This window comes from Cupriavidus sp. 01L46 (genome assembly GCF_056399905.1).
This window is the reverse complement of sequence record NZ_JBFTSF010000006.1, coordinates 1-25,052: the sequence shown is the minus strand read 5'-3', so window position 1 is coordinate 25,052 and position 25,052 is coordinate 1. Positions and strand designations below refer to the sequence as shown.

The 25,052-nt window shown below is 66.1% G+C and carries 23 protein-coding genes and 1 pseudogene; 13 read left to right on the top strand and 11 right to left on the bottom strand.

The window, feature by feature from the left end; all coding sequences use genetic code 11:
• Positions 1-17 precede the first annotated feature (17 nt).
• Positions 18-827 carry a sulfite exporter TauE/SafE family protein gene (locus AC1DS3_RS02355; RefSeq protein ID WP_477109165.1) on the bottom strand — a complete coding sequence of 270 codons (810 nt, stop codon included), beginning with the start codon at positions 825-827 and terminating at the stop codon, positions 18-20.
• Positions 828-950: 123 nt separating this feature from the next.
• On the opposite strand from AC1DS3_RS02355, the gene AC1DS3_RS02350 reads away from it, so the two are divergent.
• Both AC1DS3_RS02350 and cqsA read left to right on the top strand, forming a co-directional pair.
• Positions 951-1,802, top strand: coding sequence for an AraC family transcriptional regulator (locus AC1DS3_RS02350; RefSeq protein WP_441631805.1), 852 nt, complete (start codon positions 951-953; stop codon positions 1,800-1,802).
• A gap of 226 nt (positions 1,803-2,028) precedes the next feature.
• Positions 2,029-3,354, top strand: a complete 1,326-nt coding sequence (cqsA, locus tag AC1DS3_RS02345; protein WP_477126619.1) for an alpha-hydroxyketone-type quorum-sensing autoinducer synthase — start codon at positions 2,029-2,031, stop codon at positions 3,352-3,354.
• 19 nt (positions 3,355-3,373) lie between these two features.
• On the opposite strand, the gene AC1DS3_RS02340 is transcribed toward cqsA, so the two are convergent.
• The 5 genes and pseudogenes from AC1DS3_RS02340 to nthA form a co-directional block, all read right to left on the bottom strand.
• Complete coding sequence (locus AC1DS3_RS02340; RefSeq protein WP_441631809.1) at positions 3,374-4,789, bottom strand: sensor histidine kinase; 1,416 nt, start codon at positions 4,787-4,789, stop codon at positions 3,374-3,376.
• A gap of 113 nt (positions 4,790-4,902) precedes the next feature.
• Positions 4,903-5,499 carry a GTP cyclohydrolase II gene (gene ribA, locus AC1DS3_RS02335; protein WP_043355124.1) on the bottom strand — a complete coding sequence of 199 codons (597 nt, stop codon included), beginning with the start codon at positions 5,497-5,499 and terminating at the stop codon, positions 4,903-4,905.
• 172 nt (positions 5,500-5,671) lie between these two features.
• Complete coding sequence (locus AC1DS3_RS02330) at positions 5,672-6,058, bottom strand: nitrile hydratase accessory protein (RefSeq protein WP_441631811.1); 387 nt, start codon at positions 6,056-6,058, stop codon at positions 5,672-5,674.
• Positions 6,051-6,605: a nitrile hydratase subunit beta gene (nthB, locus tag AC1DS3_RS02325; protein ID WP_477126628.1), complete on the bottom strand. Its 555-nt coding sequence runs from the start codon at positions 6,603-6,605 to the stop codon at positions 6,051-6,053. The genes AC1DS3_RS02330 and nthB overlap by 8 nt, the downstream gene beginning before the upstream one ends.
• Positions 6,606-6,646: 41 nt before the next feature.
• A pseudogene (gene nthA, locus AC1DS3_RS02320) lies at positions 6,647-7,327 on the bottom strand (nitrile hydratase subunit alpha); the annotation flags it as partial.
• 395 nt (positions 7,328-7,722) lie between these two features.
• Here nthA and AC1DS3_RS02315 point away from each other — a divergent pair.
• The 3 genes from AC1DS3_RS02315 to AC1DS3_RS02305 all read left to right on the top strand — a co-directional run bounded on the left by AC1DS3_RS02315 (position 7,723) and on the right by AC1DS3_RS02305 (position 8,850).
• Positions 7,723-7,992, top strand: coding sequence for a hypothetical protein (locus AC1DS3_RS02315; RefSeq protein WP_441631815.1), 270 nt, complete (start codon positions 7,723-7,725; stop codon positions 7,990-7,992).
• Complete coding sequence (locus AC1DS3_RS02310) at positions 7,946-8,212, top strand: nuclear transport factor 2 family protein (protein WP_477126618.1); 267 nt, start codon at positions 7,946-7,948, stop codon at positions 8,210-8,212. Before AC1DS3_RS02315 ends, AC1DS3_RS02310 begins: the two co-directional genes overlap by 47 nt.
• Before the next feature lie 167 nt (positions 8,213-8,379).
• Positions 8,380-8,850, top strand: coding sequence for an ion channel (locus AC1DS3_RS02305; RefSeq protein WP_441631819.1), 471 nt, complete (start codon positions 8,380-8,382; stop codon positions 8,848-8,850).
• A 27-nt stretch (positions 8,851-8,877) separates the two neighbouring features.
• Here AC1DS3_RS02305 and cls read toward each other — a convergent pair whose 3' ends face one another.
• Positions 8,878-10,311 (bottom strand): cardiolipin synthase, encoded by a 1,434-nt coding sequence (gene cls / locus AC1DS3_RS02300; protein ID WP_477126617.1) that lies wholly within the window; start codon positions 10,309-10,311, stop codon positions 8,878-8,880.
• A gap of 155 nt (positions 10,312-10,466) precedes the next feature.
• On the opposite strand from cls, the gene AC1DS3_RS02295 reads away from it, so the two are divergent.
• Both AC1DS3_RS02295 and AC1DS3_RS02290 read left to right on the top strand, forming a co-directional pair.
• Positions 10,467-11,492 (top strand): aldo/keto reductase, encoded by a 1,026-nt coding sequence (locus AC1DS3_RS02295; protein WP_477126616.1) that lies wholly within the window; start codon positions 10,467-10,469, stop codon positions 11,490-11,492.
• A 240-nt stretch (positions 11,493-11,732) separates the two neighbouring features.
• The gene (locus AC1DS3_RS02290) at positions 11,733-13,622 is read left to right on the top strand and encodes a potassium transporter Kup (protein WP_477126615.1); all 1,890 of its coding nucleotides are present in this window, start codon (positions 11,733-11,735) and stop codon (positions 13,620-13,622) included.
• A 142-nt stretch (positions 13,623-13,764) separates the two neighbouring features.
• Here the strand turns inward: AC1DS3_RS02290 and pdxR are convergent, their stop codons facing one another.
• Positions 13,765-15,186: a MocR-like pyridoxine biosynthesis transcription factor PdxR gene (pdxR, locus tag AC1DS3_RS02285; RefSeq protein ID WP_477126627.1), complete on the bottom strand. Its 1,422-nt coding sequence runs from the start codon at positions 15,184-15,186 to the stop codon at positions 13,765-13,767.
• 72 nt (positions 15,187-15,258) lie between these two features.
• Here pdxR and AC1DS3_RS02280 point away from each other — a divergent pair, with 72 nt between their 5' ends.
• Both AC1DS3_RS02280 and AC1DS3_RS02275 read left to right on the top strand, forming a co-directional pair.
• Positions 15,259-15,909: an FMN-binding negative transcriptional regulator gene (locus AC1DS3_RS02280; RefSeq protein WP_477109538.1), complete on the top strand. Its 651-nt coding sequence runs from the start codon at positions 15,259-15,261 to the stop codon at positions 15,907-15,909.
• A gap of 578 nt (positions 15,910-16,487) precedes the next feature.
• Complete coding sequence (locus AC1DS3_RS02275; protein ID WP_441638985.1) at positions 16,488-17,213, top strand: response regulator transcription factor; 726 nt, start codon at positions 16,488-16,490, stop codon at positions 17,211-17,213.
• Here AC1DS3_RS02275 and AC1DS3_RS02270 read toward each other — a convergent pair.
• Positions 17,200-17,949 (bottom strand): EAL domain-containing protein, encoded by a 750-nt coding sequence (locus tag AC1DS3_RS02270; RefSeq protein WP_441638983.1) that lies wholly within the window; start codon positions 17,947-17,949, stop codon positions 17,200-17,202. The genes AC1DS3_RS02275 and AC1DS3_RS02270 overlap by 14 nt on opposite strands.
• A 288-nt stretch (positions 17,950-18,237) precedes the next feature.
• On the opposite strand from AC1DS3_RS02270, the gene AC1DS3_RS02265 reads away from it, so the two are divergent.
• The 4 genes from AC1DS3_RS02265 (at position 18,238) to AC1DS3_RS02250 (ending at position 23,082) form a co-directional block, all read left to right on the top strand.
• Positions 18,238-19,842, top strand: a complete 1,605-nt coding sequence (locus tag AC1DS3_RS02265) for a methyl-accepting chemotaxis protein (protein WP_441638980.1) — start codon at positions 18,238-18,240, stop codon at positions 19,840-19,842.
• Positions 19,843-19,975: 133 nt separating this feature from the next.
• On the top strand, positions 19,976-21,541 hold the full coding sequence (locus AC1DS3_RS02260) for a class I adenylate-forming enzyme family protein (RefSeq protein ID WP_441638978.1): 1,566 nt from the start codon (positions 19,976-19,978) through the stop codon (positions 21,539-21,541).
• Between the two features lie 47 nt (positions 21,542-21,588).
• Positions 21,589-22,425, top strand: coding sequence for an IclR family transcriptional regulator (locus AC1DS3_RS02255; RefSeq protein WP_441638976.1), 837 nt, complete (start codon positions 21,589-21,591; stop codon positions 22,423-22,425).
• Positions 22,426-22,554: 129 nt separating this feature from the next.
• Positions 22,555-23,082 carry a nucleoside deaminase gene (locus AC1DS3_RS02250; protein WP_441638974.1) on the top strand — a complete coding sequence of 176 codons (528 nt, stop codon included), beginning with the start codon at positions 22,555-22,557 and terminating at the stop codon, positions 23,080-23,082.
• A gap of 25 nt (positions 23,083-23,107) precedes the next feature.
• Here AC1DS3_RS02250 and AC1DS3_RS02245 read toward each other — a convergent pair whose 3' ends face one another.
• Both AC1DS3_RS02245 and AC1DS3_RS02240 read right to left on the bottom strand, forming a co-directional pair.
• Positions 23,108-24,181 carry an Ldh family oxidoreductase gene (locus AC1DS3_RS02245; RefSeq protein WP_477126614.1) on the bottom strand — a complete coding sequence of 358 codons (1,074 nt, stop codon included), beginning with the start codon at positions 24,179-24,181 and terminating at the stop codon, positions 23,108-23,110.
• 42 nt (positions 24,182-24,223) lie between these two features.
• Positions 24,224-25,052: Bug family tripartite tricarboxylate transporter substrate binding protein (locus AC1DS3_RS02240; protein ID WP_477126613.1), on the bottom strand; the 829-nt coding region annotated here is incomplete at its 5' end.

Here is a 25,052-nt window from a genome sequence, read left to right as displayed (position 1 = left end):
AGGCGCCAGGCTTGCGCCTACTTGAACATCATGCTGACCATCACCAGGGCCAGCAGGCCGAGATAGACGCGCGCATGCACGCGATCGGGGATGCACCCGGCCAGCGGGGCGGCAAGGCGGATGCCGGCCAAGGCGCCGATCGATAGCAGGCCGAACGCGGCAAGGTCGATGTACCCGAGATAACCGCGGCCCAGCGCCACCGGCTGGTACCACGCCATGGCCACATAGGCCAGGGTGCCCGGCACGGCAACCGGCAGGCTCAAGGGGTTCGCCATTGCCGTGGCTTGCGCCATGCTCAGGCCGCGGCGGCGCAGCATGGGCACGGTCATGACGCTGCCCCCCACGCCGAGGAACGTGGCGACCATGCCGATCGCCAGGCCGCCCGCCACCGTCTGCGCCTGCCCGAGCCGCTGCGGTGAGCCCTGCCCGGCGCGCGCGAGAAAGCCGCGGCGTGCCAGGCAATCCAGCAGCGTGACACCGAGGTAGGCCACAAAGGCAAGGCGAACCACGTCGCTGCTCGCCAGCGTGGCGGCGCCGGCGCCCATGACGGCGCCCAAGCCGATGAATCCCCCCAGCGGCCACACGTAAGGCCACAGGATATTGCCTGCCAGGCGATGCCTGCGCGTGGCGAGCGCGGCGCTCAGGATCATCACCGCCGTCGAGGTCGCGACCGCGATATGCATGGCGGACTGGCCTGGCCCATGCGCATCGGCGACGCTCAACGCGCGGTAAAGCAAAGGCACCACCACAAACCCGCCGCCGAAGCCGAACAGGACCGTGGTCAAGCCAGTCAGGCAGCCAAACAGGATAAAGAGGAGATAAAGCATCGCAAAGGAGGAGTGGGTTCCAGGTCCGCCCACGATACGTACGGTTGGCATGGCCAACCTTCGAAGATTGGTCAATAATATTTGTGTTTCGGCCATTCCACCGTTCCGCCGCCCTCTCCTTCCATGCGCAACGTCCGCATCGACGACTACGACCACGTGCCCAGGCCCGTGGTTGCGATCGGCACCGACTACCCCAAGGGCTACCTGCTGCCGCGCCACGCCCATCGCCGCGCGCAACTGCTCTATGGCGCCACGGGTGTGATGCATGTGGCGACGCACGATGGCAACTGGATCGTCCCGCCGCAGCGCGCGGTCTGGATTCCGCCGGGGATGGCGCATGAGGTCACGATGCTGGGCGTCAGCACGCGCAGCCTGTATATCGAGCCCGGCGCCGTGCGCGGGCCGGGCGATACGTGCCAGGTGGTGGCGATATCCGCCTTGATGCGGCAGTTGCTGATCGGCGCGGTGGAGATACCGGCGCACTACGATCCCGACGGGCGGGACGGCGCGCTGGTCGCCCTGCTGCTGCATGAGATTGCGGGCATGACGGCGCTGCCCTTGCATATTCCGCTGCCGCGCGATGCGCGGCTCGCGCCGCTATGCCACGCCTTTCTCCGGCAGCCCGACACGCATGATTCGCCGCAGCGCTGGGCCCTGGCGCTGCATATGAGCAGCCGGACCTTCAGCCGGTTTTTCCGCGCGCAGACCGGCATGGCGTTTTCGGCATGGCGCCAGCGCGCCTGCGTGGTGCTGGCCTTGTCCCGGCTGGCCGCCGGCGATGCTGTCACGCGCATCGCCCTGGATTTCGGCTACGACAGCCCGGCGGCGTTCTCGACCATGTTCCGCCGCGTGCTGGGCCACGCCCCGACAGAATATTTGCAGCTGGACACGGTTCATCCGGCCGCTGCGGTCATTGTGCGAGCCGTTGGAGTGTTTCCCGCCAACGCTCCCGCCGAGTCCCTCGCGCAAACGTAGGCGAGATATCGCCGCGCAAGCTGTATGCGAGTGAACAGGGAGAATTCTCCGGCACACGGCAGAATAGCCTGTCGACGCAACACGCTGCAGGCAGCCACGCTCGCCCCGGACCGTGCAAACAAACAAAGCCATAAGCACAGGGCGCGGGCAGCACCTGCGTTGCCACGATCATCGCCGGCCGTCTCGCGGCCGGTTCTTTCGTCGGAGTACTTCCTAGGGGAAAGCAATGAGCAATACTAATCAGGCCTGTCTGCAAACTGCCAATGTGTCGAGAGCGGCAGCAGCATGGCCAGAATTTGTCACCGCGCGGGTAGCGGAGCACGAGGTGGAACGGGTACAGAAACGTTGGAGCGRCAGCCATTTACTGCACGGACGGCAACCCGGACCCGATGCGGTGCACTTTTCCAGCAACGACTATCTTTGCCTGCTTGGCGAGCAGTCGCTGGTCACCGCCCAGAGCACGGCGATGTCCCGGCCGGAGAGCGAGTTGCTGATGTCGGCGATTTTCCTGCACGGGGACAATCCCACCAGCCGCCTCGAGCGTAAGCTGGCGGCGTTCGCCGGTGCCGAGGATAGCTTATTGTGCCAGTCTGGCTGGGCTGCCAACGTGGGCTTGCTGCAGAGCATCGCCAATGAGCGCACGCCAGTCTACCTGGACATGCTGGCGCATATGTCATTGTGGGAAGGCGCGCACGCCGCACATGCCCGCGCCATTCCCTTCATCCACAACGACGCCGAGCATGCCGAGCGCCAGATCCGCAAGGACGGCCCGGGCATCATCGTGGTGGACGCTGTCTATAGCACCAATGGCAGCCTGTGCCCACTGACGGATTTCGTGGACGTGGCAGAGCGCACCGGCAGCGTGCTGGTGGTCGATGAGTCCCACTCACTTGGCACCCACGGTCCTGCTGGTGCAGGGCTCGTGGCACAACTCGGGCTGTCGCACCGGGTTCATTTCCAGACTGCCAGTCTCGCCAAGGCTTTTGGTGGCCGGGCCGGATTGATCACGTGCCCGTCATCGTTCAAGGGTTATTTCGCCATGGAGTCGCGCCCCGCCATTTTCAGCTCGGGACTGTTGCACCATGAACTGGCGTGGTTCGATGCGGCCGCCGATTTTATTGTCGCGGCCGATGATCGCCGGGCGCGGTTGCACGCGGTCTCGAGCGAGGTGCGCAATGCGCTCGCCGGCCTAGGCTACAACGTGTCGGCGGGATCGGAGCAGATCATCGCGCTGGAGTCAGGTACGGAGCAGCAAACGCTAGCGTTGCGCAATGCCTTGCAGGAGCGCGGCATCTTCGGTGCCGTATTCTGCGCGCCGGCCACTGCGCGTGACCGGGCTCTGATGCGGCTGACCATGAACGCATGCCTGACCGCCGTGGAAATCGAACGGCTGATCCAGGTCTGCGCCGAGATCCGCGATGAGATTGGCCTGGCTAGCTGGCGCTCCACCCAGCGGCTGCGAAATGCGCCTCGCGCCAGGTTGGTCGCAGACAGGCAGGCCTCAACGCCAGTGCCTCATGAGGCACTGGAAACGACATTCGACGCCGCCTGATCCCGGCGAGCAAGGCAGCCTAGCCAGCCGCGCCGCCACCCTCCCTGGCCGGCGTGGCAGGCGCAGCGACGGGCGGAAACTCCAGCATGAATTCCGTGTACTCATGCTCGATGGAGTGGCAATGAATGCGGCCACCCCATGCTTCCAGCGTGTCTTTGCAGAAGGCCAGGCCGATGCCCGTGCCTTCGTTGCGGGGGTAGGTATGAAAGCGCTTGAAGATTGATGACAGCTCGCGCGCGGGAATGCCACTGCCAGTGTCGCGGAAGATCAGCCGGTTTCGGCGAGTGCCGCGCTCGGTGCAAAGCCGGATTTCACCATGGCCCGCGCGGGCCATGGCATGCAGCGCATTCTTGATAAGGTTGAACAGCACCATGACCAGGAGTTTTTGGTCAGCGCGCACCACGAAATCCTCTTCCAAATCGGCATGAACGCTCTCGCGCTGCCCCGCTTCGAAGGGATAGCGCGCCAAGGCCTCATTGATAGCGTTGCCCAGGAGAAACTCCTCGTCTGGTTCTTGCATCGCACCGACCCGCGCGTTCACAAGCAGGACGTCGATGCCATGGTTCATGCGGTCAACCTCAAGCTGGATACGCGGCAAAGCGTCCTTGAGCAGGCCGAAATGCCCCGGCGGCAGGTTCAGCGTGTTCGCCGGAGTCTCGTTTTCCTGATAGAAGCGGATCAAGCCGGGCAGGTAACGCGCCATGCCCAGYGCGGTGGAGCCGATGCTGCGAATCGGCGTGCGCAGCTCATGGGCAACGGTACCCAGCGCGATCGCCATCCCGTCGAGTTTTTCCTGGATCAGGATGCGCTGGTCGATCTTGAGCACGGCGACGGTACAGATCGTGAAGCCGATGATCGGTAGCTCCATCAGCCAGTTGACCGTCAGTATCTCGGCCGGCGGAGTCATGAAGCGGTAGACCAGCCAGGCTCCGGCCGTTCCCAGCGCGAGCGAAGCGGCGCCCGCTAGCCAACCGCTGAAATTGAACAGGATGACGACGGCAATCACCAGCGACTGGGACCACACCAGGTTGCCGTGATTCATCAGGTACAGGTAGACAAACAGGAACGATAGCCCGTAGGTCAGCGTGACAAAGAAATAGGCCGGCAGCCATTTGCGATCGCGCAGGTCGCCAGTCAGGATCAGCGGGGCGAACATCACCATGGCGAGCAGCCGCAGCATCAGGCTCTCGTACGGTTGCGGAAAGAGATACTTCCAGACAACGTAAAACAGTGGATAACCGACGAAGGCAAGCAATCCCAGCAAATGAATACGCTTTACCTGCGCGGGCTGGCGAATGTCGAGATGTACTTCCTTGGCCAGCAGGCGGCGCAGGCGTAGCAAGCTGTCACCGCAACTGCGTCGAATCGTGGCAAGCATGTTGGAAGGCGGCTTAAGGGATAGCGTCGATCCGAAAGTGTAGCCGGACAAGGCCATGTGCATTGCCCAATTTGTGCGCTTTCAGTAGCTCAGGTAGTGCTTTTGCACCCTCCAGCCCGGTATGGCGCCGGCGCCATACCGGCCCATGACACCTAGATTGCCGCCTGGCTTCAATCCAACAGGTGGCCCATCCGCTCGCGCTTGGTCTCCAGGTATTTTTCGTTCTCGGCGTTGGACGGCACGATATGGCGCATCTGCTCCACTACCTTGATGCCTGCGGCTTCGAGCGCCTGCTTCTTCTTAGGATTGTTGCTCATCAGCCGGATCGACTTGACGCCCCACTGATGCAGCAGGTCGGCGGCAAAGGCGTAGTTGCGGCTATCGATTTCCTGGCCCAGCGCCAGGTTGGCGTCGACCGTGTCGAGCCCGCCGTCCTGCAGCGCATAGGCGCGGATCTTGTGGCCCAGGCCGATGCCGCGCCCTTCCTGGCCGCGCAGGTACAACAGGATGCCGCGGCCTTCCTCGGCGATCTTCTTCATGGCCAGGTCGAGCTGTTCGCCGCAGTCGCAACGGCACGAGCCGAACACGTCGCCGGTCAGGCATTCGGAATGCAGGCGGGTCAGCACAGCCTCGCCGGTGATGTCGCCGACGCTCAGCGCAAGGTGTTCGATGCCCGAAACGGCACCCTTGAAGGCGTGGGCGGTAAATTCGCCAAAACGGGTCGGCAAGCGGGCCGAGCCGATCAGCTGGATCTCTGTGTCGTTCATGTCAGTCGGAGTGTTGCGCCGGCCTTGGCGGCGCGGCATCGGGGCGCTTGATAGCGTCTAGTCCGCTACGGTAGCACGAGCGGGGCCGGATCGCTGGCGGGCAAGTGGCCGGGCGCGCTGCGGCGGCATGTCTCTGGCCTGAATATCGCGCTAAAACCTGCCTCTTGCCACCTCAGCCAAGCTCGATCGGCTGGCCGTGGGGCGTGCGCCGGGCCGCGGCGTCCCACGCGTTGCGCCGGTCCAGCAGCGCGGCGCCGTCGACCAGGCCCTTGGCCGCGGTGAGCCGCTCCAGCGCGGTCAGCCAGAAGCGGTAGTAATGCTCGCCGTTGTCGGGATCGCCCCCGGCCTGGGCTTCGCGGATGACCTTGGACAGCGTGGCCGCCCATTCCGTCCAGGTAAAGGCACCGCGCGCATGCAGGGCGAGCGCCAGCGCAAAGGCCTGTGCTTCCCACGGCTCACGGAACACCGGACCGGTGCTGTCGCAAGGCAGTGCCGGCAGTGCTGAGCGCATGGCCAGCAGGCTTGCGGGCGAGGGCAACGTTGACGCCGAATCAACCATGGGCCACCTCCGCCGGGTCAAGGTAAGACTCCCAGCAATCCGCGCACACCGAGGCCGCGGTGGTGTCGGGGCCCCACAACTCGGTGGCGGCAAAGCGCACGGTGTAGAGCCACTGCGGCTGGTCGCCTGCCCCGGCGGCGCTGGCATCCGGGAACACATGGGCGCCGTGCACAGCCACGATCTCGCCCTGCCGTCCACGGCAATAGCGTGGCAGCCGGGTGTGGCCGGCGGGATGCATCTGGCGGGTGCGTACACGGTCGCCCACCTGGAAGCGGGCGGCTCCCGGCGCCGGCCGGACGCTGGGCGTGCCGCGCGCCAGGGCTGGGGCAACGTGATCCGCGCTCAGGATGCGCGCGAGGGGCAGCGGCGGCGTGGTGGATGCGCCGCTGGCAATTTCCTCCGCATTGGCCATGCCGGTCTTGAGCAGCATGGCCTTGAGGCCTTCGAACCAGATCTGGTAGTAGCTGCTGCCGAGATACTGCGCCGGCGGCAGGCTTTCGCGGGCCGCGCGCATGGTGTCGATATTCCACTTGCCGACCGCGCCCATGGCGAGCGTAAGCGCGAGCATGCGGCGCTCCCAGCCGGCGTGGTCACGTCTGGCAGCAGGCCCGTGCCGATCATGGCGTCACGGGTCACCAGTTCCGCCAGCGCTTGCTCGCTCCAGCCCTCGGTGCCGRCCGGGCGCATGGGCAGCACCAGGTAGCGCAGCTCGGCGGTGGAGTCCCACACCTGGATCTGCACCGCCTGCGGCAGCGAAAAACCAAAATCGCGCAGCACGCCGCGCGGGTCGATCACCGCCCGCGCGCGGTACGGCGCGGACTTGTACCAGACCGGCGGCAGTCCCAGCACCGGCCAGGGATAACAGGAGCACAGGGTGCAGACCACCATGTTGTGGGTGGCGGGCGTGTTCTCCAGCACGATCATGTGCTCGCCCTGGCGCCCGGTAAAACCGAGCGAGGCGATGGCCGCTGTGGCGTCCGCCAGCAGCCAAGCCTTGTAGGCGGGATCGGCCCAGGCCTTGGCGACCACGCGCGCCCCGTTGCGCGGGCCGATGTGTTGCTCGTAGGTCTCGATCAGGACATCCAGCGCGGCCGGGTCGACATAGCCCTTCTCCACCAGCAGGGATTCCAGCGCGCGCACGCGCAGGTCCATCTCGGAGAGCGTGCTGCCGCCGTGATCATGCTCATGGTCATGGCCATGGTCATGGTCATGGTCGTGGTCATGGTCGTGCGGGGGACTGGCTGGCGAGTCGGGAGAGTCTTGGCGCATGGATGTCTGGGGAGATCGTTCCGGGATCGTTCTGGCACGGACACTGCTGAGCGCTCAGTATGGCCGCGCGCGCAGCGCCTGGCAATCCGGGCCACCAGGCGCCCCGGGCCAGGCCCGCAGGCTCCAGGGCATCGCCCGCAAACCGTGACCGTCGCGCTCACCGCGCTCACTGCGTCCCGAGCGCCCCTTCGTCCAATCGATCCCCTCTAAAGAGGGGCAGCACCACAACCGCGAACTGCGCAGACTTGTATGCAAAATCTGCCAGGACGTTGACCACCTGGCTGCGTGGCTGGCCACGTTTCATTTCGGCTTTTGCGTTGCTACCAGCGAGGCTGCATGGTGCCTGTACCAATTTCCCTGCCCCTGCCCCCTCCCCTTTACGACCATTGACGGCGATGAAGGAAAAACTAGCATACTGCCCGCTTTGCGGCACCCAGGCCGCAGCCAGCGCCCGCCGAGGCAGTTACGGGCAATGGGTGCGGTACGACTGCGACAACCCTCTGTGCGGCCCGGTCGAGATCAGCACCAAGGCTCGCCGCAGCCTGCGCGAGCCCGCCAGGCAGGCCGAACTCCGCGCCCTGGCCCGCTCCAGCCGCGAACACGGCAAGGTGCCACGCGTTGGCTTTGACGGGCCACGCGGCGAACTCTACGTCGAGTTCGACTAGGCCCGCCTCGCTGGGCGACACTGCGCGCTTCTATGCCGACGATGCCCGTTGCAAGGATCCCTTCAACGATGTGCGCGGACGCAAGGCGATCCGCCGGATCTTTGCACGCATGTTCGTCGCCACGGGCAACCCGCGCTTTGTGATTGATGAGCAATGCCGGCAGCCGGGCCAGGCGTTTTTGCTGTGGGACTTCCACTTCACCCGGAAGGGCAAGCCCTAGCCGCGCTAGTGCGCATCGGGCTGGCATTGCGCGTGATCCCCCGTTACATTCCAAGCAGTTTGTGACCGTGCGCGTCCATGTTCCGGGGAACATACCGGCGGCAAGGGGGGTCACTATCGCGTGCCGCGTCGCAACCGAGGCGAGCCCGGCCCGACAAGGAATGCCCAATGAATCTCACCGTCCACGATCTCCTGGCCTTGGCCTGCGCCAGCATCCTCACCGTGGCCGTGGTCGCCATCCACTACGAAGCCCTGCGCCTGCTGTCAGGCATGAATCCGCGCCGCTGGACCGGACGCGTCAACGTTGGCGTGCTGATCGTCTGCATCATCCTGGCCCATAGCCTTGAAGCCATGGTGTTCGCCGTCGGCTACTGGGTGGCGGGCTATGTGCTGGGCCTGGGCGGCCTCGCCAGTGCCCATCCCATCACGCCCATCGTCTACCTCTATTTCTCGCTTGAGACCTTCACCACGCAAAGCCTGGGCGACATCGCGCCGGTCGGCGCCACGCGCCTGCTCGCCAGCATCGAGCCGCTGGTGGGCCTGATCCTGATCGGCTGGTCGACGTCCTTCACCTACATCATCATGCGCCGCGACTGGCCAACCGGCACCTCGATGCAAGCGGCGCAAGCGGATCTGTAGGCACGGAGCGCAGGGCCTCGCGCACGGCTAGAGGATCGGCGCGAAGAGCGTGGCCACGTGCATCGCCACGCGGTGCAGCCTCGGCGCGGCGGTGTATTCGCTGCGCTCGATCTGGCGGGCCTGCGCGAAGTCCGCCTCCAGCATGCGCGTCACGCTGGCGGCAAAATCGCGGTCCGCGGTCATCACCATCAGCTCGAAATTGAGCCGGAACGAGCGGTTATCGAGGTTTGCGCTGCCAACCGCCGCGGCCTCATCGTCGATCAGGATGACCTTCTGGTGCAGGAAGCCCGGCTCGTAGCGATAGAGCTTCACGCCCGCGCAGACCGCCTGGTAGGCATACAGCGTGGAGGCGGCGAACACCACGAGATGGTCGSGSCGCGCCGKCARCAGGATGCGKACRTCMACCCCGCGCAGCACYGCCAGCCGSAGYACGGCGAAYACSGCCTCGTCCGGCACGAAGTACGGGCTGGTGATCCACACCCGCCAGCGCGCCGCCTGGATCGCCTCGACGAAGAACAGCGAGCAGGTCTCCTGCGCGTCGGCGGGGCCGGACGGCACCACCTGGCAGGTCATGCCCCCGGCAGGTGCTGCCGGCGGGGGCAGCAGCATCGGCACCTCCCGCGCGGCCCAGAACCAGTCCTCGGCAAACACCATCTGCAAGTCCAGCACGGCGCTGCCGCGGATCTCGATATGCGTGTCGCGCCAGGGCGCCAGCGGCGGCTTTTGCCCGAGGTACTCGTTGCCAACGTTGTGGCCGCCCGTAAACGCGCACGCCCCATCCACCACCACCAGCTTTCGGTGGTTGCGGAAATTGAGCTGAAAGCGGTTGACAAAGCCGCGCCGCGTGGCAAAGGCGCGCGCCTCCACGCCGGCGGCCAGCAGCGTCTTGACGTATTGGCTGGGCAACGCATGCGAGCCGATGCTGTCGTAGAGGAAATACACCTTCACGCCCGCGGCAGCGCGCTCGCACAGCAGGCTCTGCAGGCGCCGCCCGAGCGCATCGTCGTGGACGATGAAGAACTGCACGATCACCACCTGCCGCGCGGCGGCGATCGCCGCGAAGATGGCCTCGAACGTCGCCTCGCCGTTGACCAGCAGCCGCACCGCGTTATTGGCCAGGCACGGCATGCCGGTCAGCCGGGGCAAGGCGCGCAGGTAAGGCTCGGAGGGCGAGTGCACCACGCTGGCGTCGCGCGCCTCGCGCTCGTGCGGCCCCATCTCGTGCGTGACCTCGCGCAACCGGTCGTTGTTGAAGCGCCGGGCATTCACGTAGCCGGCAAAACTGCTGCTGCCGAGGATCAGGTACGGGATCAGCGTGAAGTACGGCATCATCACCAGCGAGCCAGCCCACGCAATGGCGCCGGGCGCGGTGCGCACCGTCATGACCGCGTGCAAGGCCGCGACGACGCCAAGCAGATGGAACACCAGCACGGTCGCCGCGACGAGGGAGGGGCTGAGCATGATCGTTAGTTTTCGCCTTGGCGGAGCCGGACCACAATGGCTAGCATTCTGGCATAGCCTCGAGCCGGGGGCGGGCAGAATTTCCCCGCAGGCGTTAAGCTCTCACGCCTTACCGCTTTACTGCCTTACCGCCAGCCACATCAAGGAAGACCGCAATGTCAGAGTTCAAGATGGAGTACCGGCGCCTGGGCGCCAGCAACCTCAAGGTATCGGCCCTATGCCTTGGCACCATGATGTTCGCCGACCAGACCGACGAAGCCGAGGCCGGCCGCATCGTCGACAGTGCCCGCGCGCACGGCGTCAACTTCATCGACACCGCGGACGTGTATAGCAAGGGCGGCTCCGAGCGCATGGTGGGCAAGCTGCTCGCCGCCGACCGCCATGACTGGATCCTGGCCAGCAAGCTCGGCAACCCGATGCAGGCTGCGCCCAACCATTCGCACTACTCGCGCGCCTGGATCCTGCGCGAAGTCGAGGAAAGCCTGGGCCGGCTTGGCACCGACTACCTCGACATCCTCTACCTGCACCGCGACTACCCCGGCGAAAACCTGGAAGAACCCGTGCGTGCCATGGGCGACCTGGTCCGTGCCGGCAAGATCCGCTACTGGGCCTTGTCCAATTTCCGCGGCTGGCGCATCGCCGAGGCCGCACGCTTGTGCGACCAGCTGGGTGTGCCGCGCCCGGTGGTTTGCCAGCCTTACTACAACCTGCTCAACCGCATGCCCGAGGTGGAAATCCTGCCGGCCTGCCAGCACTTCGGCCTTGGGGTGGTGCCCTACAGCCCGATCGCGCGCGGTGTGCTCACCGGCAAGTACCTGCCTGGCCAGCAGCCCCCGCAAGACTCACGCGCGGGCCGTGCCGACCGCCGCATGATGGAAACGGAATTCCGCGAGGAATCGCTGGTGATTGCCCAGACGCTGAAGGCGCACGCCGATGCGCGCGGCCTCAAGCTGGGCCAGTTCGCCACCGCCTGGGTGCTGGCCAACCCCATCATCAGCTCGGTGATTGCCGGGCCGCGCACGCTGGCACAGTTCGAGGACTACTTTGGCGCCGTCGGCGTGCCCATCTCCGCCGAAGAGGAGGCCCTGGTTGACCAGCTGGTGCGCCCCGGACATGCCTCCACGCATGGCTACAACGATCCGAACTATCCGCTGACCKGGCGTCCGGTTCCGGCAGCCTGACCGCGTTGCCCGCCAGGGTGGCCCGCCGGCTACCCCACCCACAACCAGCCAGCTTGGCAACCTGCACGCGCGGTTGCCGGGCCGCCCGCCCTGGCCAGCGCCTCGCGCTCGGGCCAGTCCACGTTTCGCCGACAGACCACGGGTCTTGCCTCGCGATTATCATCATATTGGCTTACAAACCATGATCTCCATCCCGGGCTTCCCGGAATGTTCTTCAATGGGTTGCCTGGAGAGATAGTCATGCCGCAAGCCCCTGCGCTGATCGATACACCCGCTAAAACCCGTTCCGGCCTCGCCATCATGGGGTTGTCCGCACTGGGCGTGGTATTTGGCGACATCGGCACCAGCCCGCTCTACACCCTGAAAACCGTGCTTGCGCTCTCGGGCGGCAAACCGTCGGCACCGGTTATCCTGGGCCTGCTGAGCCTGCTGATCTGGACATTKATCATCATCACGACGGTAAAGTATGTGTCCTTTGCCATGCGCATCGATAACAACGGCGAGGGTGGCATTCTCGCTCTGATGTCGCTGTTGGGGATCAAGAAGAAAAAACGCCCGCTGGTGGTGGCCGCCGGGCTGTTCGGGGCGGCGTTGATCTATGGCGATGGCGCAATCACACCGGCCATCTCCGTGCTCTCCGCGCTGGAGGGGCTGGAGATTGTCTTTCCCGAGGCCAAAGCCATTATCCTGCCGGCCACGGTGGCCATACTGGTGGCGCTCTTTGCCATTCAGCCAATGGGAACGTCCCGCATCGGCAGGACCTTCGGGCCGATCATGGCGTTATGGTTTCTGTGCATAGCCGTGCTTGGCATTCGCGGCATCCTGCTGCACCCATCGATCCTGATTGCGCTCAATCCGGTCTATGGCCTGGAATTCCTGTTCTCCAATGGCTATACCAGTTTCCTGGTGCTGGGCGGCATTTTCCTCTGCGTGACCGGCGCCGAGGCGCTGTATGCCGACATGGGCCATTTCGGGCCGCGCCCGATCCGCCTCGCCTGGTCCGTCATCGTCTTTCCCAGCCTGCTGCTCAACTATGCCGGACAGGCCGCGCTGGTATTGTCCGGGGCCGACTCAACGCACAACATCTTTTACCTGCTCTGCCCGCCGCCGCTGCTGGTGCCCTTGGTCATCCTGGCCGCCATGGCGACGGTGATCGCCAGCCAGTCCATCATTACCGGCGCCTTTTCCATGACACGCCAGGCGATCCTGCTAGGATGGCTGCCGCATCTGCGGATCAGGCAGACCTCCGAGGAGGGCTATGGGCAGATCTATGTCGGCACGGTCAACTGGCTGCTGATGGTGGTGACGGTCGGCCTGGCGCTCTTCTTCAAGTCATCGGATCAACTGGCATCCGCCTATGGCATCGCCGTTTCCCTCACCATGCTGATGACGTCCGTGCTGCTGTTTATCGCCATGCGCGATATCTGGGGCTGGAGCCTGTGGGCCAGCGCGGCCGTGTCCGGCGTCTTCTTGACCATCGACGGCGGGTTCTTCGTGGCCAATCTCGCCAAGGTACTGGATGGCGGGTATATCCCGTTGATGCTGGCGGCGGTTGTCTACGGCGTCATGTCGATCTGGCATCGGGGCACGGCCGCGATTTCGGCAGCCATCGACGAAGACATCATGCCGATTGAAGCGTTCCTGGCCGAGGTGCGGGCAAAGAACGTTCCGCGCGTGCCTGGGACCGGGGTGTTCCTGACGCGAACGCTGGATGGCACGCCGCCGGTGATGCTGTGGCATGTCAAGCGCAACCACGCCTTGCAGCAAAAGATCCTTGCCGTGAGCATCGTGACGGAGACGGTGCCGTGGATCAAGGATGCCGAGCGCCTGACGCTGACGGAACTGATGCCGGGCTTCTGGCGCGCCAACGCCCGCTACGGCTTTATGGAGCGGCCCGATATTCCCAAGCTGCTGCTACTGCCCCAGTTGCTGCCCTGCGGGCTGGACCTGGGCACCATTACCTACTACATGGGCCTGGAGACCATCGTGCTGCGCGAGGGCGACAGCCGGATGCCGCGCTGGCAAGGCAAGCTGTTCGCCTTGATGGTCAGGAACGGCATGCACGTTACCGATCTTTTCCGGCTGCCCAGCGATCAGGTGGTGGAGATTGGCCGCCGCGTCTCGTTATGACAATCGGGCAATCGGACAATCTGACGATCAAGCTCCCCTGCCGGCCAACGCATTGCAATACGCACCTTGCGTCGTGACCAACCGCTCTGCCTCGCAAGGATCGCGGTCTCGAGGGATCGCCCGTACCTTTAGTCCTTCCAGATCATCCCAATTGCCGCCCCAGCGCACGTGCTGCACGAGCGAGCGCAGCCTCGTCGTAGCCCGCATATCCGAACAACCAACCGCGGCGCTTTGCCGCGATGCAATAGCTCGAGATCGGCGCGAGATGCACGCCTGCGTCTTGCGCTCGCCGGCTCAAATCAGTGTCTCGGATTTGTCCACCTATTTCGAAGGCGAGATGCATGCCATGTAAGCTGGGTTCAAGCGCAATCGCACCGTTGGTGGCTCGCGTGAGATGGTGAATCATCGAGGCCTGACGCTCTCGGTATAACTCTCGCATGCGACGCAGGTGACGTAGCAGATGACCCTCGGCGATGAATCGCGCGAGTACATCCTGCACTGCGCCGGGCGATTGGCGATCACTCAACGCCCGCGCTCGCGTGAACGCATCGACCAGTTCATCAGGCAGCACGATGAACCCCAATCGAAGCCCCGCACCCAGTGACTTCGAAAACGTGCCTACATGCAGTACGCGCGCGTCGTGCGCCATGCTGCAGAGCGCGGGAATCCGCTGGGCGCCGTACTGGAATTCGCCGTCATAGTCATCCTCGACAATCCATGCTCGATTCGCTCGGGCCCACTCGATCAGGGTGCTGCGGCGAGCCAGGCTCATGGGTACGCCCAGCGGGAACTGATGCGTTGGCGTCACAACGGCGAGCTTTGCTCTCGGATAAAGCGGTGCGCCTTGCGCAATGCACAGTCCTTGCGCGTCGACTGGAACTGGCCGCACCAGTGCCCCATGCGCTACTAAGTTGGCACGGATACCTGGATAGCCCGGGTCTTCGACCAGCACTTCGTCGCCAACGTCGAGCAGCAGTCGCGCAACCAGGTCCAATGCCTGTTGCGAGCCGGCGGTGATCAGCACTTGCCCCGCATCGCAGCGGATGCCGCGGGACACCAATAGCCATTGCGCGATCGCAGCGCGCAGCGGTGGATGGCCGGCAGCCTCGGTATAACCGGCGCCAACGACGCGAGTGGCGATCGGTGTCTTTCGCTCCAATCGATCCCATATGGCGAACGGAAACGCTTCCAGCGCCGGGCGACCAAGGCGAAAGGGTAATGCCTCGCCCGTGGCGGGGTTCCAGYGCGAACCGGTCTCGGCAATCAAGCGACCACGCTGCGACAACAACTGGTGCGCGACAATCTTCAGCCCGTGTGCAGTGCCACGAACCGGAGGGCTACGCTCTGCCACATAGGTGCCATCGCCAACCCGAGCGACCAAGTAGCCCTCGGACTGCAGGCGCTCTACTGCCCAGAGCACCGTGTTGCGTGACACGCCCAGTACACGTGCATGCTCGCGCGAGGGCGGCAGGCGGGCGCCAGCCGCGAAGACCCCAGTCTCGATGCCTTCGCGCAGGCGTAGATAGACCTGCTGGCGCAATTGACCCTGAACGGCTCCTCGCATTGCCAAGAAATGGCTCCTTATTGTGAATAACGCCATCTTAGAATAAGGAACCATTTTACAAAAGGGTGTCCCATGTACATACCTGCTCATTTCGAAGAAACGCGCCCCGAGTTGTTGCACGATCTGATCAGCACCCATCCCCTGGGTCTGCTGGTCACTCAGGATCCGGCTGGCGAGATGGTCGCAAATACCATTCCGTTTTTGCTCGAAGCAGACCCGGAGGGCGGCCCGGGCATCCTCCGCGCGCATGTGGCGCGCTCAAATCCATTGTGGAGGGAATCGCGCACCGATGTGGACTCGCTCATTGTGTTCCAAGGCCCGCAAACTTATATCTCGCCATCGATGTACCCGAGCAAGGCAGCCACCGGCAAAGTCGTACCGACCTGGAACTACATCATGGTGCAGGGGCGCGGCAGGCTACGCGCCGTTGAGGATGCGGACTGGTTGCGCGCATTCGTCACCCGCCTGAGCGAGCGCCATGAGGCTGCGCGCCCGGTACCGTGGGCGGTGAGCGATGCGCCTGAAGATTTCATTAATGCGACCCTGCGCGCGATCGTCGGCATCGAGATCAAGCTGAGTTCACTGCGCGGAAAGTGGAAGGTGAGTCAAAATCGCACGCAGGCCGATCGAGACGGTGTTGTGTACGGACTGCGGAGTCTGGGCGGCACTGAGGCTGAAGCAATGGCCAAGGCGATCGCTGAGCGCAATGAGCCGGTGCGCTGAAGGCCTCCTTCCATGGCTTAGTGAGGCTACTTGGGGTCGTTCAGGAGTACACGCTATCCATCCTGGAAGGCGTCATGCCACGACACCCCTACATCAGCGGATGTTGCGAATCCCGGCCGCCCCTCTTGCTGCCTCGCACCCTGCCGCACTGAATTTGTCTGCGTCCATCTTCGCCGGCAAGGCATCACCCGCCTTCCTGTTCAAAATTTAGGCAGTCCGATACATAACCGCCACCATTGGCCAAGCGCGGCACGTCAAGCACGGTTATCCACACAAGCTGTGGATAACACGATCCGGCAATTGTGGACAAATTGTGTACGTGCGCCGCAACAATCGACTGTGGCCTGGTGCGATACCAGTCGCCTTGTGGATTGACTCCCCGCCTGCTTTGGGAATCTTCTGCCCGTCCTTGCAGATTGTTCCGAGTGATATCCCTCGCTCCGCGGACTATCCTGCGTGGATCGCCTCGCGCGCAGGCCGGTGGCCGCCCGGCCCAGGCACATTGACAGCCTGAGTGGCCCGGCAGCCGATGCGCGCGCCGGCCCGCGAACCGCACTAATGCCAGTTGGACAACTCCTATGAAGATCGCACTGCTAGCGGATCTGTCGCTTCAGGCCAAAGCCATTGCAGACGCCCTCGCTCGCGCCGGCGTGCATTGCCACACCTACCCCGCAAGCGGGGCGCTCTTCCGTGGCATTGACCAAGCCGGCTACGACGTCCTGCTGATCGACCACGAGCTTGCCGACATGCCTGCCGTGGAAGCCGTGCGCGCGGTGCGCGGCGCCTGGCGCAGCGAGGTACCGGTGCTGGTGGTTTCCCACCAGCGCGACGAAGACTCGGTCGTCAATACCCTGCAGGCGGGCGCCGACGACTACATGATCCGCCCGCTGCGCGCGCGCGAGCTGGTGGCCCGGCTGCACGCGCTGCAGCGCCGCGCCGCCTCGCGCCGGCAAATGCCGAGCCCGGACCTGACGGTCGGGTGCTATTCGCTGGATTGCCTGGCGCACGAGGCCGTGTTCCAGGGGCGCCGGCTCGCGCTGCCCCCCAAGGAGTTCGAGCTCGCCGCGTTGCTGTTTGGCAGCGTCGGCCGCGTCTTGTCCCATGCCCAAATCGAGCGCGCGATCTGGGGTTATTCGCTGCCACCGTTGTCCCGCGCCCTGGCGAGCCTGGTATCGCGCCTGCGCAGGGCGCTGGAGCTMCACCCCCGCAATGGGCTGGTCATCACGGTGGTGTATGGCAAGGGATATCGCCTGGATGAGACCGGCGCGCGGCCGCCTCGGCCAGGCCCGCTCAGCGCGGGCTGAGCACTGGATGCGGCGCTGGCCTGCCGAGGTAGTAGCCCTGCCCGTAGGGCACGCCGAGATCGCGCAGCACCGCCAGCCCATCGGCGTCCTCGATGCCTTCGGCGATCACCTCGCCGTCCAGCGCCTTGACCAGGGCCAGCACCGTGCGCACGACTTCAAGCCGGCGCGAGCACGTGCCGATGCCACGCACCAGCGACTTGTCCAGCTTGGTGTAGTGCGGCGCGAGGTGGACCAGCCGGTCGAGATTGGCGTGGCCGGTGCCGAAATCGTCCAGCGCATACTGCATGCCCAGTTCGTGGAGCACGGCCATCGCCTGCCCAAAGCGCTCCGCGTCCTCGATGGGGCTCTGCTCGGTTACCTCGATCACGATCCGATCCGGCGCGATGCTGTTCGCCACCAAGGCCCGCATGGCACTCCCGCCGTCGGCCAGCAGGTAGCGCAGCGCCATCGCGCTGAAATTGAGGAACAGCTTGCCGCGCAAGCCATTCGCCAGGCAAGTGGACAGCCCGGTGCGCGCCGCCTGCAGCTCCAGCGAGATGGTCTCGGCCTCGTCACGCGCCAGCCGGAACAAGGCATCCGGCATGGCCAGCGATGACCTGGCAGGTCCCCGGACCAGCGCCTCGTAGCCCAGCACCTGGCCGGTCCCGAACACCACAATAGGCTGGAAGACGGCGTGCAGCGGCGGCAAGCGCAGCCGCGGCACGGGCGCGCCGGCCAGGGGGGAGGCAATCTGCATGGGCGGAGTGAACGTGACGTGGGGAGGCGCGGCGCCAGGCGCAAGGAGCTGGTGAGCCAATGTGACTCGCCCTCTATTTCATGTCAGCCATGTGTCACCCGGATGACAAAGCCGATTACCCCTGCGCAATGGCGGGATGTCATTCATGCGTCACAGGTTTCGGGGAGCATGCAAGCCATAACAAAGTCATGCCGTCACCCGCGGCAAGCTGGCGCCGCAAGCCGGCGCGCGAGATGGCGGCACCCCAGGGTCAGCATATGGGCCGCGTGGTCCATCGGAGTCTCAACCGTGTTGCAAGCCATCAACCTTCGCCTTCCACGCCGCGCCGGCCGGCGCATGCCCGCCTGGCTGGGCCGGCTTCCCCTCAGCGCGCGCATGTGCGTGGCATTTGCGCTGGTCTATGTGTTCGGCGCCGTAGTGGGGTTGACGGGCATTTTCAGCCTCGTCTCGGTCAAGCAGATGACAGATACGCTCTATCAACGCGATATGCAGGGCGCCATCGCCGCGGAGCGCGCGCAATCGGCGCTGGCCCGGCTGGGCCGCGCCCAGCTTTCCCTGACCATGGCGACCAGCAGCACCGAGCGCGACGGCGCAACCACCGACATCGATAGCGCCCTCGCCCGCCTCGACCAGGCACTTGGCACCGTGCGCACCGCCGCACCCGCGCAGGCCACCGCGCTGCAAGCGGAACGCGATAGCGCCGCAGCCATGCTGCGTGACTATGTCACGTTGCTGCACAAGCAGCCGCTCGACGCCCTGCAGTTTGACAGCGCCGTTTCGGTCGACGGCCATTTTCTTGGCGAGCAGTTACAGAAGCTGGCCGATCTGGTAGAGGTCACGCGCAAGCAGCAGGAGCGGCAGGCCGCCGATACGGTCGCCACCGTGACCGCGAGCCAGTTGCGCGCCCAGGCCGTGATGGTCGGCATGCTGGTGGCGAGCCTTGCAGCGGCGGCCGCGCTGGCCTGGTTTGCCTCGCGCCTGCTGCACTCGGAGCTGGGCGGCGAGCCGGCGGACGCGGCCAAGGTAGCCAGCCGCATCGCCTCGGGCGACCTGCAGCAACCCGTGCGCGTGCGCCCTGGCGACGACCACAGCCTGATGAGCCTGCTGGCGCGCATGCGCGACCAGCTCGCCGGCGTGCTGGAAGGGATCCAGCTCTCCGCCGCCGAGATCGCCGCGGCCAGCGAAGGCATCGCCAGCGGCAACCACGATTTGTCGCGCCGCACCGCGCTGCAAGCGGCAGCACTGGCCGCCGCCGCCGACAGCGTCGCCCGCCTCACCGCGCTGGTCGGCCAAGCCCACGCCCAGGCGACCGAATCCAGCGCCATGGCACGCCAGGCACGCGAAGCCACCGACGCCGGCATGGCGGTGGTGAACGAGATGAGCGGCGCCATGGACACGGTGAACCAGCACTCGCGCAATATCGCGGAAATGGTCGAAGTGATCGAGAGCATTGCCTTCCAGACCAACATCCTTGCGCTCAACGCCGCCGTGGAGGCGGCCCGCGCGGGCGAGGCCGGGCGCGGCTTCGCCGTGGTGGCACAGGAGGTGCGCGGGCTGGCGCAGCGCAGCGCCAACTCCGCGCGCGAGATTCGCACCACCATTGGGCAGGCCAGCGCGGAGATCGCCCGTGGGGCACGGCTTAGCGGGCAAGTGGTCAGCGCCATGAGCGGCATCGAGCAGGCGGTAGGCCAGAGCCACCAGTTGGCCGAGCGGCTGTGCGGGGTGGCCGACGAACAGGCGCGCGGCATCCGCTCGGTGGGCGAGGCGGTGGCCCAGCTCGACCAGACCAGCCGGCAGAACGCCGAGCTGGTCGAAGCCGTAACGGCGCAGGCGGCCAGCCTGGATGAGCAAGCGGCAGGCCTGTCGGCTGGGGTCGCGCGCTTCCGGTTCTGAGGCTGGATAATCCATGTTCTGCAATGCAGAACATGGATTCCACGGTGCAGTTGACGTGTAAGGCGATCGGTGGGAGTATTCCGCCATCGAAAAATCCGGCGGCCCACGCCGGACGCCTTATCTGGAGACTGTGATGAGTAGCACCCCCACGCCCGCCGCGCACGCGCCGGCTGCCGCCCCGTCCGCTTCGCCTGCCGCTGCATTTTCCCGCCTGCACCAGACCATCGGCCCCTGGGTCCAGAGCCACCCCGAGCGCGTGGCCCTGATGGACGCCGAGCGGTCCTTGCGCTTCGGCGAGCTGGACAGCGCCATTGCCGAAACCGCCCGCGCACTGGCAGGCGTCGGCGTGCGCGGCGGCGATCGCGTGGTGCTGGTGACCGAGAACAGCGTGGGCTGTGCGGTGCTGATCCTGGCGCTTAGCGCGCTGGACGCATGGGCCGTGCCGGTCAATGCCCGCCTGTCCGCCCGCGAGATCGATAACATCATCGAACACTCGAGCGCGCGCATCGCGCTCTACCTCGACAACGCCCATCCCGAAGCGCGCGAGCACGGCCTGGCGCGCGGCGCGCAACCGGCCGAATGGCCGCATGCGGGCAAGCTGCTGCTGGGCGCGCTCAATGCAGCCGCCGTGGCTGAGCCGGTGGACGCAGCGGCGCGCGACCAGGTTGCCGCGCTGATCTACACCACTGGCACCACCGGCGCCGCCAAGGCCGTGATGCTGACGCACGCCAACCTGATGTTCATCGGCCGCTCCAACCGCATGCAGGCGCGCGTGCAGCCGGGCGACCGGGTCTACGGCGTGCTGCCGATCTCGCAYGTCTACGGSCTGTCCGTGCTGCTGGTGGGCCCGCTCTCGAACGGCGCCACGGTATTCTACGAACCGCGTTTCCGCCCCGAGAAGCTGGCGCACGCGCTGGTCGCRCAGCGGCTCACCGTGCTGCATGGCGTGCCCGCCATGTACGCCAAGCTGATCGAATGGAGCCGCGCCCAGGCAACGCCGCTGCAAGCGAGCGCGCTGCGCATGGCGCAATCGGGCGGCGCGCCGCTCACCGCCACGCTCAAGGCGGCGTTTGAAGCGAGCTTCGGCATCATCCTGCACAACGGCTATGGCATGACCGAGACCTCGCCCACGGTCTGCCAGACCCGGGTGGAATCGCCGCGCACGGATTGCTCGGTGGGCCCGGTGGTGCCTGACGTGGAGATCCGCCTGGGCGAGCCCCTGCCCGATGGCAGCGGCGAGCTGCTGGTGCGCGGCCCCAACGTGATGAAGGGCTACTACCGCCGAGCCGACCTGACCGCGCAGGTGATCGACGCCGATGGCTGGCTGCACACCGGCGACCTGGCGCGCATCGATGCCGACGGCGCCGTCTCCATCGTGGGGCGCTCCAAGGAAATCATCATCCACTCCGGCTTCAACGTGTACCCGGAGGAAGTCGAGCAATCGATCAACGCCTACCCGGCCGTGCTGCAGTCGGCGGTGGTGGGACGCGCGGTAGAAGGCAACGAGGAAGTGATCGCCTTTGTGGAAGTGCGCGAGGGCATGACGCTGGACCAGGCCGCGCTGCGCGCCTTCCTGCGTGAGCAGCTGTCGCCCTACAAGATGCCGGCAGAAGTCAGGATCGTGGCCCACCTGCCGGCCGCACCGTCGGGCAAGATCCTCAAGGCCAAATTGCGTGAGCTGCTGGCCAGCGCWGGCTGAGGCCTCAGGTAAGCCCCCCAAGCCCCCCAAGCCAGCCGAGGCCACCCATGTCCGACCCGAATACCGACGATCCGCCGCACGAAACGCAAGCGCAGCAGCACGTGCAGCAGCACAAGGAAGACCGGCATTTCGTGACCGCGCTGGCGCGGGGCCTCGATGTGCTGGCGAGTTTCCGCAGCTTTGAGACGCGGCTGGGCAACGCCGAGCTGGCGCAGCGCTGCGGCTTGCCCAAATCCACCGTATCGCGCCTCACGCATACGCTGACGGAGCTGGGCTACCTGCGCCTGGACCCGGAGCTGGCCAAGTACCAGCTCGGCAGCTCGGCGCTGGCCCTCGCGCCCGCGGCGCAGCATGGCGTGGATGTGCTGGCGGTGGTGCGCCCGTTCATGCAGGAGCTGGCCGACCTGTCCCAGGGCGTGACATCGCTGATCGTGCGCGATCGGGCGCAGATGCTGATCTTTGAGAATTGCCAGTCGGAGTCGTACCTGACGTTGCGGGTGGCGGTCGGCACGCGCATTTCCGGGCTGACCTCGGCCGCGGGGCGTGCCTACCTGCAAGCGTTGCCCGCCGTGGAGCAACGGCAAGCATTGGCTGCCTTCCGGCAACAGGAAGGGATGGACGCCCCCAGTGCGCAGGCCATTGTGGAACGCAGCCGCGCGGAGGTGGCACGCCAGGGCTGCACCACGTCGTTTGGCGAATGGCTGCCGGACATCAACTCGATCGCCGCCGCGTTCCGGCCCGGCCCGGCGCTGCCGCCGATGACATTGTCGTGCAGCGGCCCCACCGCCATCGTGCCGGCCGCGCTATTGCTTGAGACGGTGCGCCCGCGCCTGGTCGAGAGCATTCGCGGCATCGAAGCGGCGCTGCGCGCGCAGGATCGCTAGGCACCAGCGCCTTGGCGCCCAGACGGCGGCGGCCGCGGCCAGGCCCTGCGGCTCGCATGTCATGATTCGCACCAGACCACCGCGCCGCCGCGTCGCTGCACCCTTCACGAAACCCACCGGGACCAGACCATGACCACGTTGATTGCCGCCGATGCCACCGCTGCGTCTGCCACGGCGCTGAGCCAACAGGACCTGCGCCTGCTACGCGAGGCCATCCGCCTGTCGGAGGCGTCCCGCGCCCGCGGGCGGCACCCCTTTGCGGCGCTGGTGGCGGACGCCGACGGCAATATCGTCGCCAGCGCCGGCAACAACTCGATGCCGCCCGAGGGCGACCCCACCCAGCATGCCGAACTGGCCGCCGCAGCCGAAGCCGCCCGCAAGCTGTCGCCGCAGGCGCTCGCCAGCGCCACGCTCTACACCAGCGCGGAGCCCTGCTGCATGTGCGCCGGCGCGATCTACTGGTGCAACATCGGGCGGGTGGTGTACGCGCTGTCCGAGCACCGGCTGCTGACGCTGACCGGCGCGCACCCCGAGAACCCTACCTTCTCGCTGCCCTGCCGCGAGGTGTTCGCGCGCGGGCAGCACAGCGTTGCCGTGCTGGGCCCCGCGCTGGAGGACGAGGCGGCGCAGGCGCACGCGGGCTTCTGGCAGGACTGATCGCGCCTCGGTGCCGGGCTGCGCCTCAGGGCAGCGGCGCAGGCGCCGCCATGCCGAACTTGTCCAGCCAGGGCTTGATCTGCGGCAGGATGGCGGGGTTCAGCGCCACGCCATCGCGCAGCTGGCGCGCCTTGCGTTCCAGCGCGCCCTGCCCCGGCAGGCGCACGCGATCCACGCCCGGGCGCGGCKGATTGTCCGTGCAGGCCCKCGCGATCCAGCCCATTTGCCCGGCAAAGGCTTCTTCGCCGGCAAAGGCAGACGGGTCCAGTATCTGCAGGAACACGGTATTGCCCCAGCGCTTGCCCGGATCGTCGCGGCCATGGCCGGACAGGCCGGCGGTCAGCGCTTCCACCATCAGCGATAGCGCATAGCCCTTATGGCCGGCCTCGAGCCCGCCCAGCGGCAGGATCGAGCCTGCATGCGGGGGGAACATAACGGCGGGGTCGTCGCTGGCGTTGCCGTTCTCGTCGATCAGCCACTGGTGCGGCAGGCGCTTGCCTTCCTTGTACAGCCGCGTGGTCAGGCCGACCGTGGTGACCGAGGTGGAAACATCGATCAGCACCGGGCCGTCCGGCGTGGGAAAACCCGCCGCCACAGGGCTGGGCGAAAACACGGGGCGGGTGCCGCCGAACGGCGCCACGGTCATGGCGGCCGGCGCCGAGGAGTACAGCAGCATGACGAAGCCTTCCCGCGTGGCACGCTCCAGGTAGGCGGCCAGGCACGCAATATGGTGCGCGCGGCGGATGGTGACCGTGCCGGTGCCGTAGTCGCGCGCCCGCGCCATCGCGCTTTGCATGGCGCGCAGCGTCAGCCAGGGCCCCGGCAGGCGCTTGCCGTCCCAGGTGGCCACGGCGGCGCGGTTGGCCAGCACCTCGTAGTCCCCCTTGACGGCCATGCTGCCGCTTTCGATCTCGGCCAGGTAGGTGGGCAGCAATTGCAGGCCGTGCGTATCGTGGCCCATCAGGTCGCCTTCGACCAGGATGTCCGCCACGTCGGCGGCCCGGTCGGCGGGCATGCCCGCGCGCTCGAACATGGCCTGCGCCATGCTGCGCAATGCGGCGGCATCGTGGCGCACGGTGGCTGGGGGTTGGCTTTGCATAGGGGCTCCGTCAGGTCGGGCGCGGCCGGCGCGCCCGGGGTTTTACTCGTTGACCGATACGCCGGCCGCCTTGACCACTTTCTCCCAGCGCGCCTTCTCGGCCAGCGCKAAGGCCTGGAATTCTGCGGCGGGCTTAGGGTCCGGCTCGGCGCCGGCATGGACCAGCTGCTCGCGGAACTCGGGCCTGCGCATGGCCGCCATCACCGTATCGCTCACCTTCGACACGATCTCGCGCGGCGTGCCGGCGGGGGCAAACAGGCCGAACCACGAGCCGGTCACAAAGCCCGGCAGGCCGGCTTCTTCCATCGTCGGCACATCAGGCAGCGCGCTCATGCGCTGGGTGCCGGTCACGGCAAGCGCCTTGAGCTTGCCGGGCTTGACGAAGGGCAGCGAGGTCGGCGCGTTGTCGAACATGATCTGCACCTGCCCGCCCATCAGGTCGGTCACCGCCAGCGCGCTGCCCTTGTACGGCACATGCACCATCTGGGTTCCGGTCATGACCTTGTACAGCTCGCCCGACAGGTGGATCGAGCTACCCGCGCCCGACGAGGCAAAGGTGGCCTTGCCGCTTTCGCTCTTCACGAACTGCGTGAGCTCCTTGACGTTCTTTGCCGGCACGGCGGGATTGACCACCAGGATATTCGGCACCGAGGCGACCATGGCCACGGCGGTGAAATCCTTGGTCGTATCGTAGGGCATCTTGCGGTAGAAGCTGGCATTGATCGCATTGGTGCCAACCGTACCCATCAGGAAGGTGTAGCCGTCCGGCGCCGACTTGGCAACGATATCCGCGCCGATATTGCCCGAGGCGCCGGGGCGGTTTTCTACCACCACCGGCTGGCCCAGCGCCTTTTGCAGGTCGCGCCCGATC

Coding starts and splice junctions, on each gene's coding strand:
- AC1DS3_RS02355 (WP_477109165.1), bottom strand. CDS start 827: ATGCTTTATCTCCTCTTTATCCTGTTTGGCTGCCTGACTGGCTTGACC.
- AC1DS3_RS02350 (WP_441631805.1), top strand. CDS start 951: ATGCGCAACGTCCGCATCGACGACTACGACCACGTGCCCAGGCCCGTG.
- ribA (WP_043355124.1), bottom strand. CDS start 5,499: ATGAACGACACAGAGATCCAGCTGATCGGCTCGGCCCGCTTGCCGACC.
- AC1DS3_RS02330 (WP_441631811.1), bottom strand. CDS start 6,058: ATGGTTGATTCGGCGTCAACGTTGCCCTCGCCCGCAAGCCTGCTGGCC.
- nthB (WP_477126628.1), bottom strand. CDS start 6,605: ATGGGCGCGGTCGGCAAGTGGAATATCGACACCATGCGCGCGGCCCGC.
- AC1DS3_RS02315 (WP_441631815.1), top strand. CDS start 7,723: ATGAAGGAAAAACTAGCATACTGCCCGCTTTGCGGCACCCAGGCCGCA.
- AC1DS3_RS02305 (WP_441631819.1), top strand. CDS start 8,380: ATGAATCTCACCGTCCACGATCTCCTGGCCTTGGCCTGCGCCAGCATC.
- AC1DS3_RS02280 (WP_477109538.1), top strand. CDS start 15,259: ATGTACATACCTGCTCATTTCGAAGAAACGCGCCCCGAGTTGTTGCAC.
- AC1DS3_RS02270 (WP_441638983.1), bottom strand. CDS start 17,949: ATGCAGATTGCCTCCCCCCTGGCCGGCGCGCCCGTGCCGCGGCTGCGC.
- AC1DS3_RS02255 (WP_441638976.1), top strand. CDS start 21,589: ATGTCCGACCCGAATACCGACGATCCGCCGCACGAAACGCAAGCGCAG.
- AC1DS3_RS02250 (WP_441638974.1), top strand. CDS start 22,555: ATGACCACGTTGATTGCCGCCGATGCCACCGCTGCGTCTGCCACGGCG.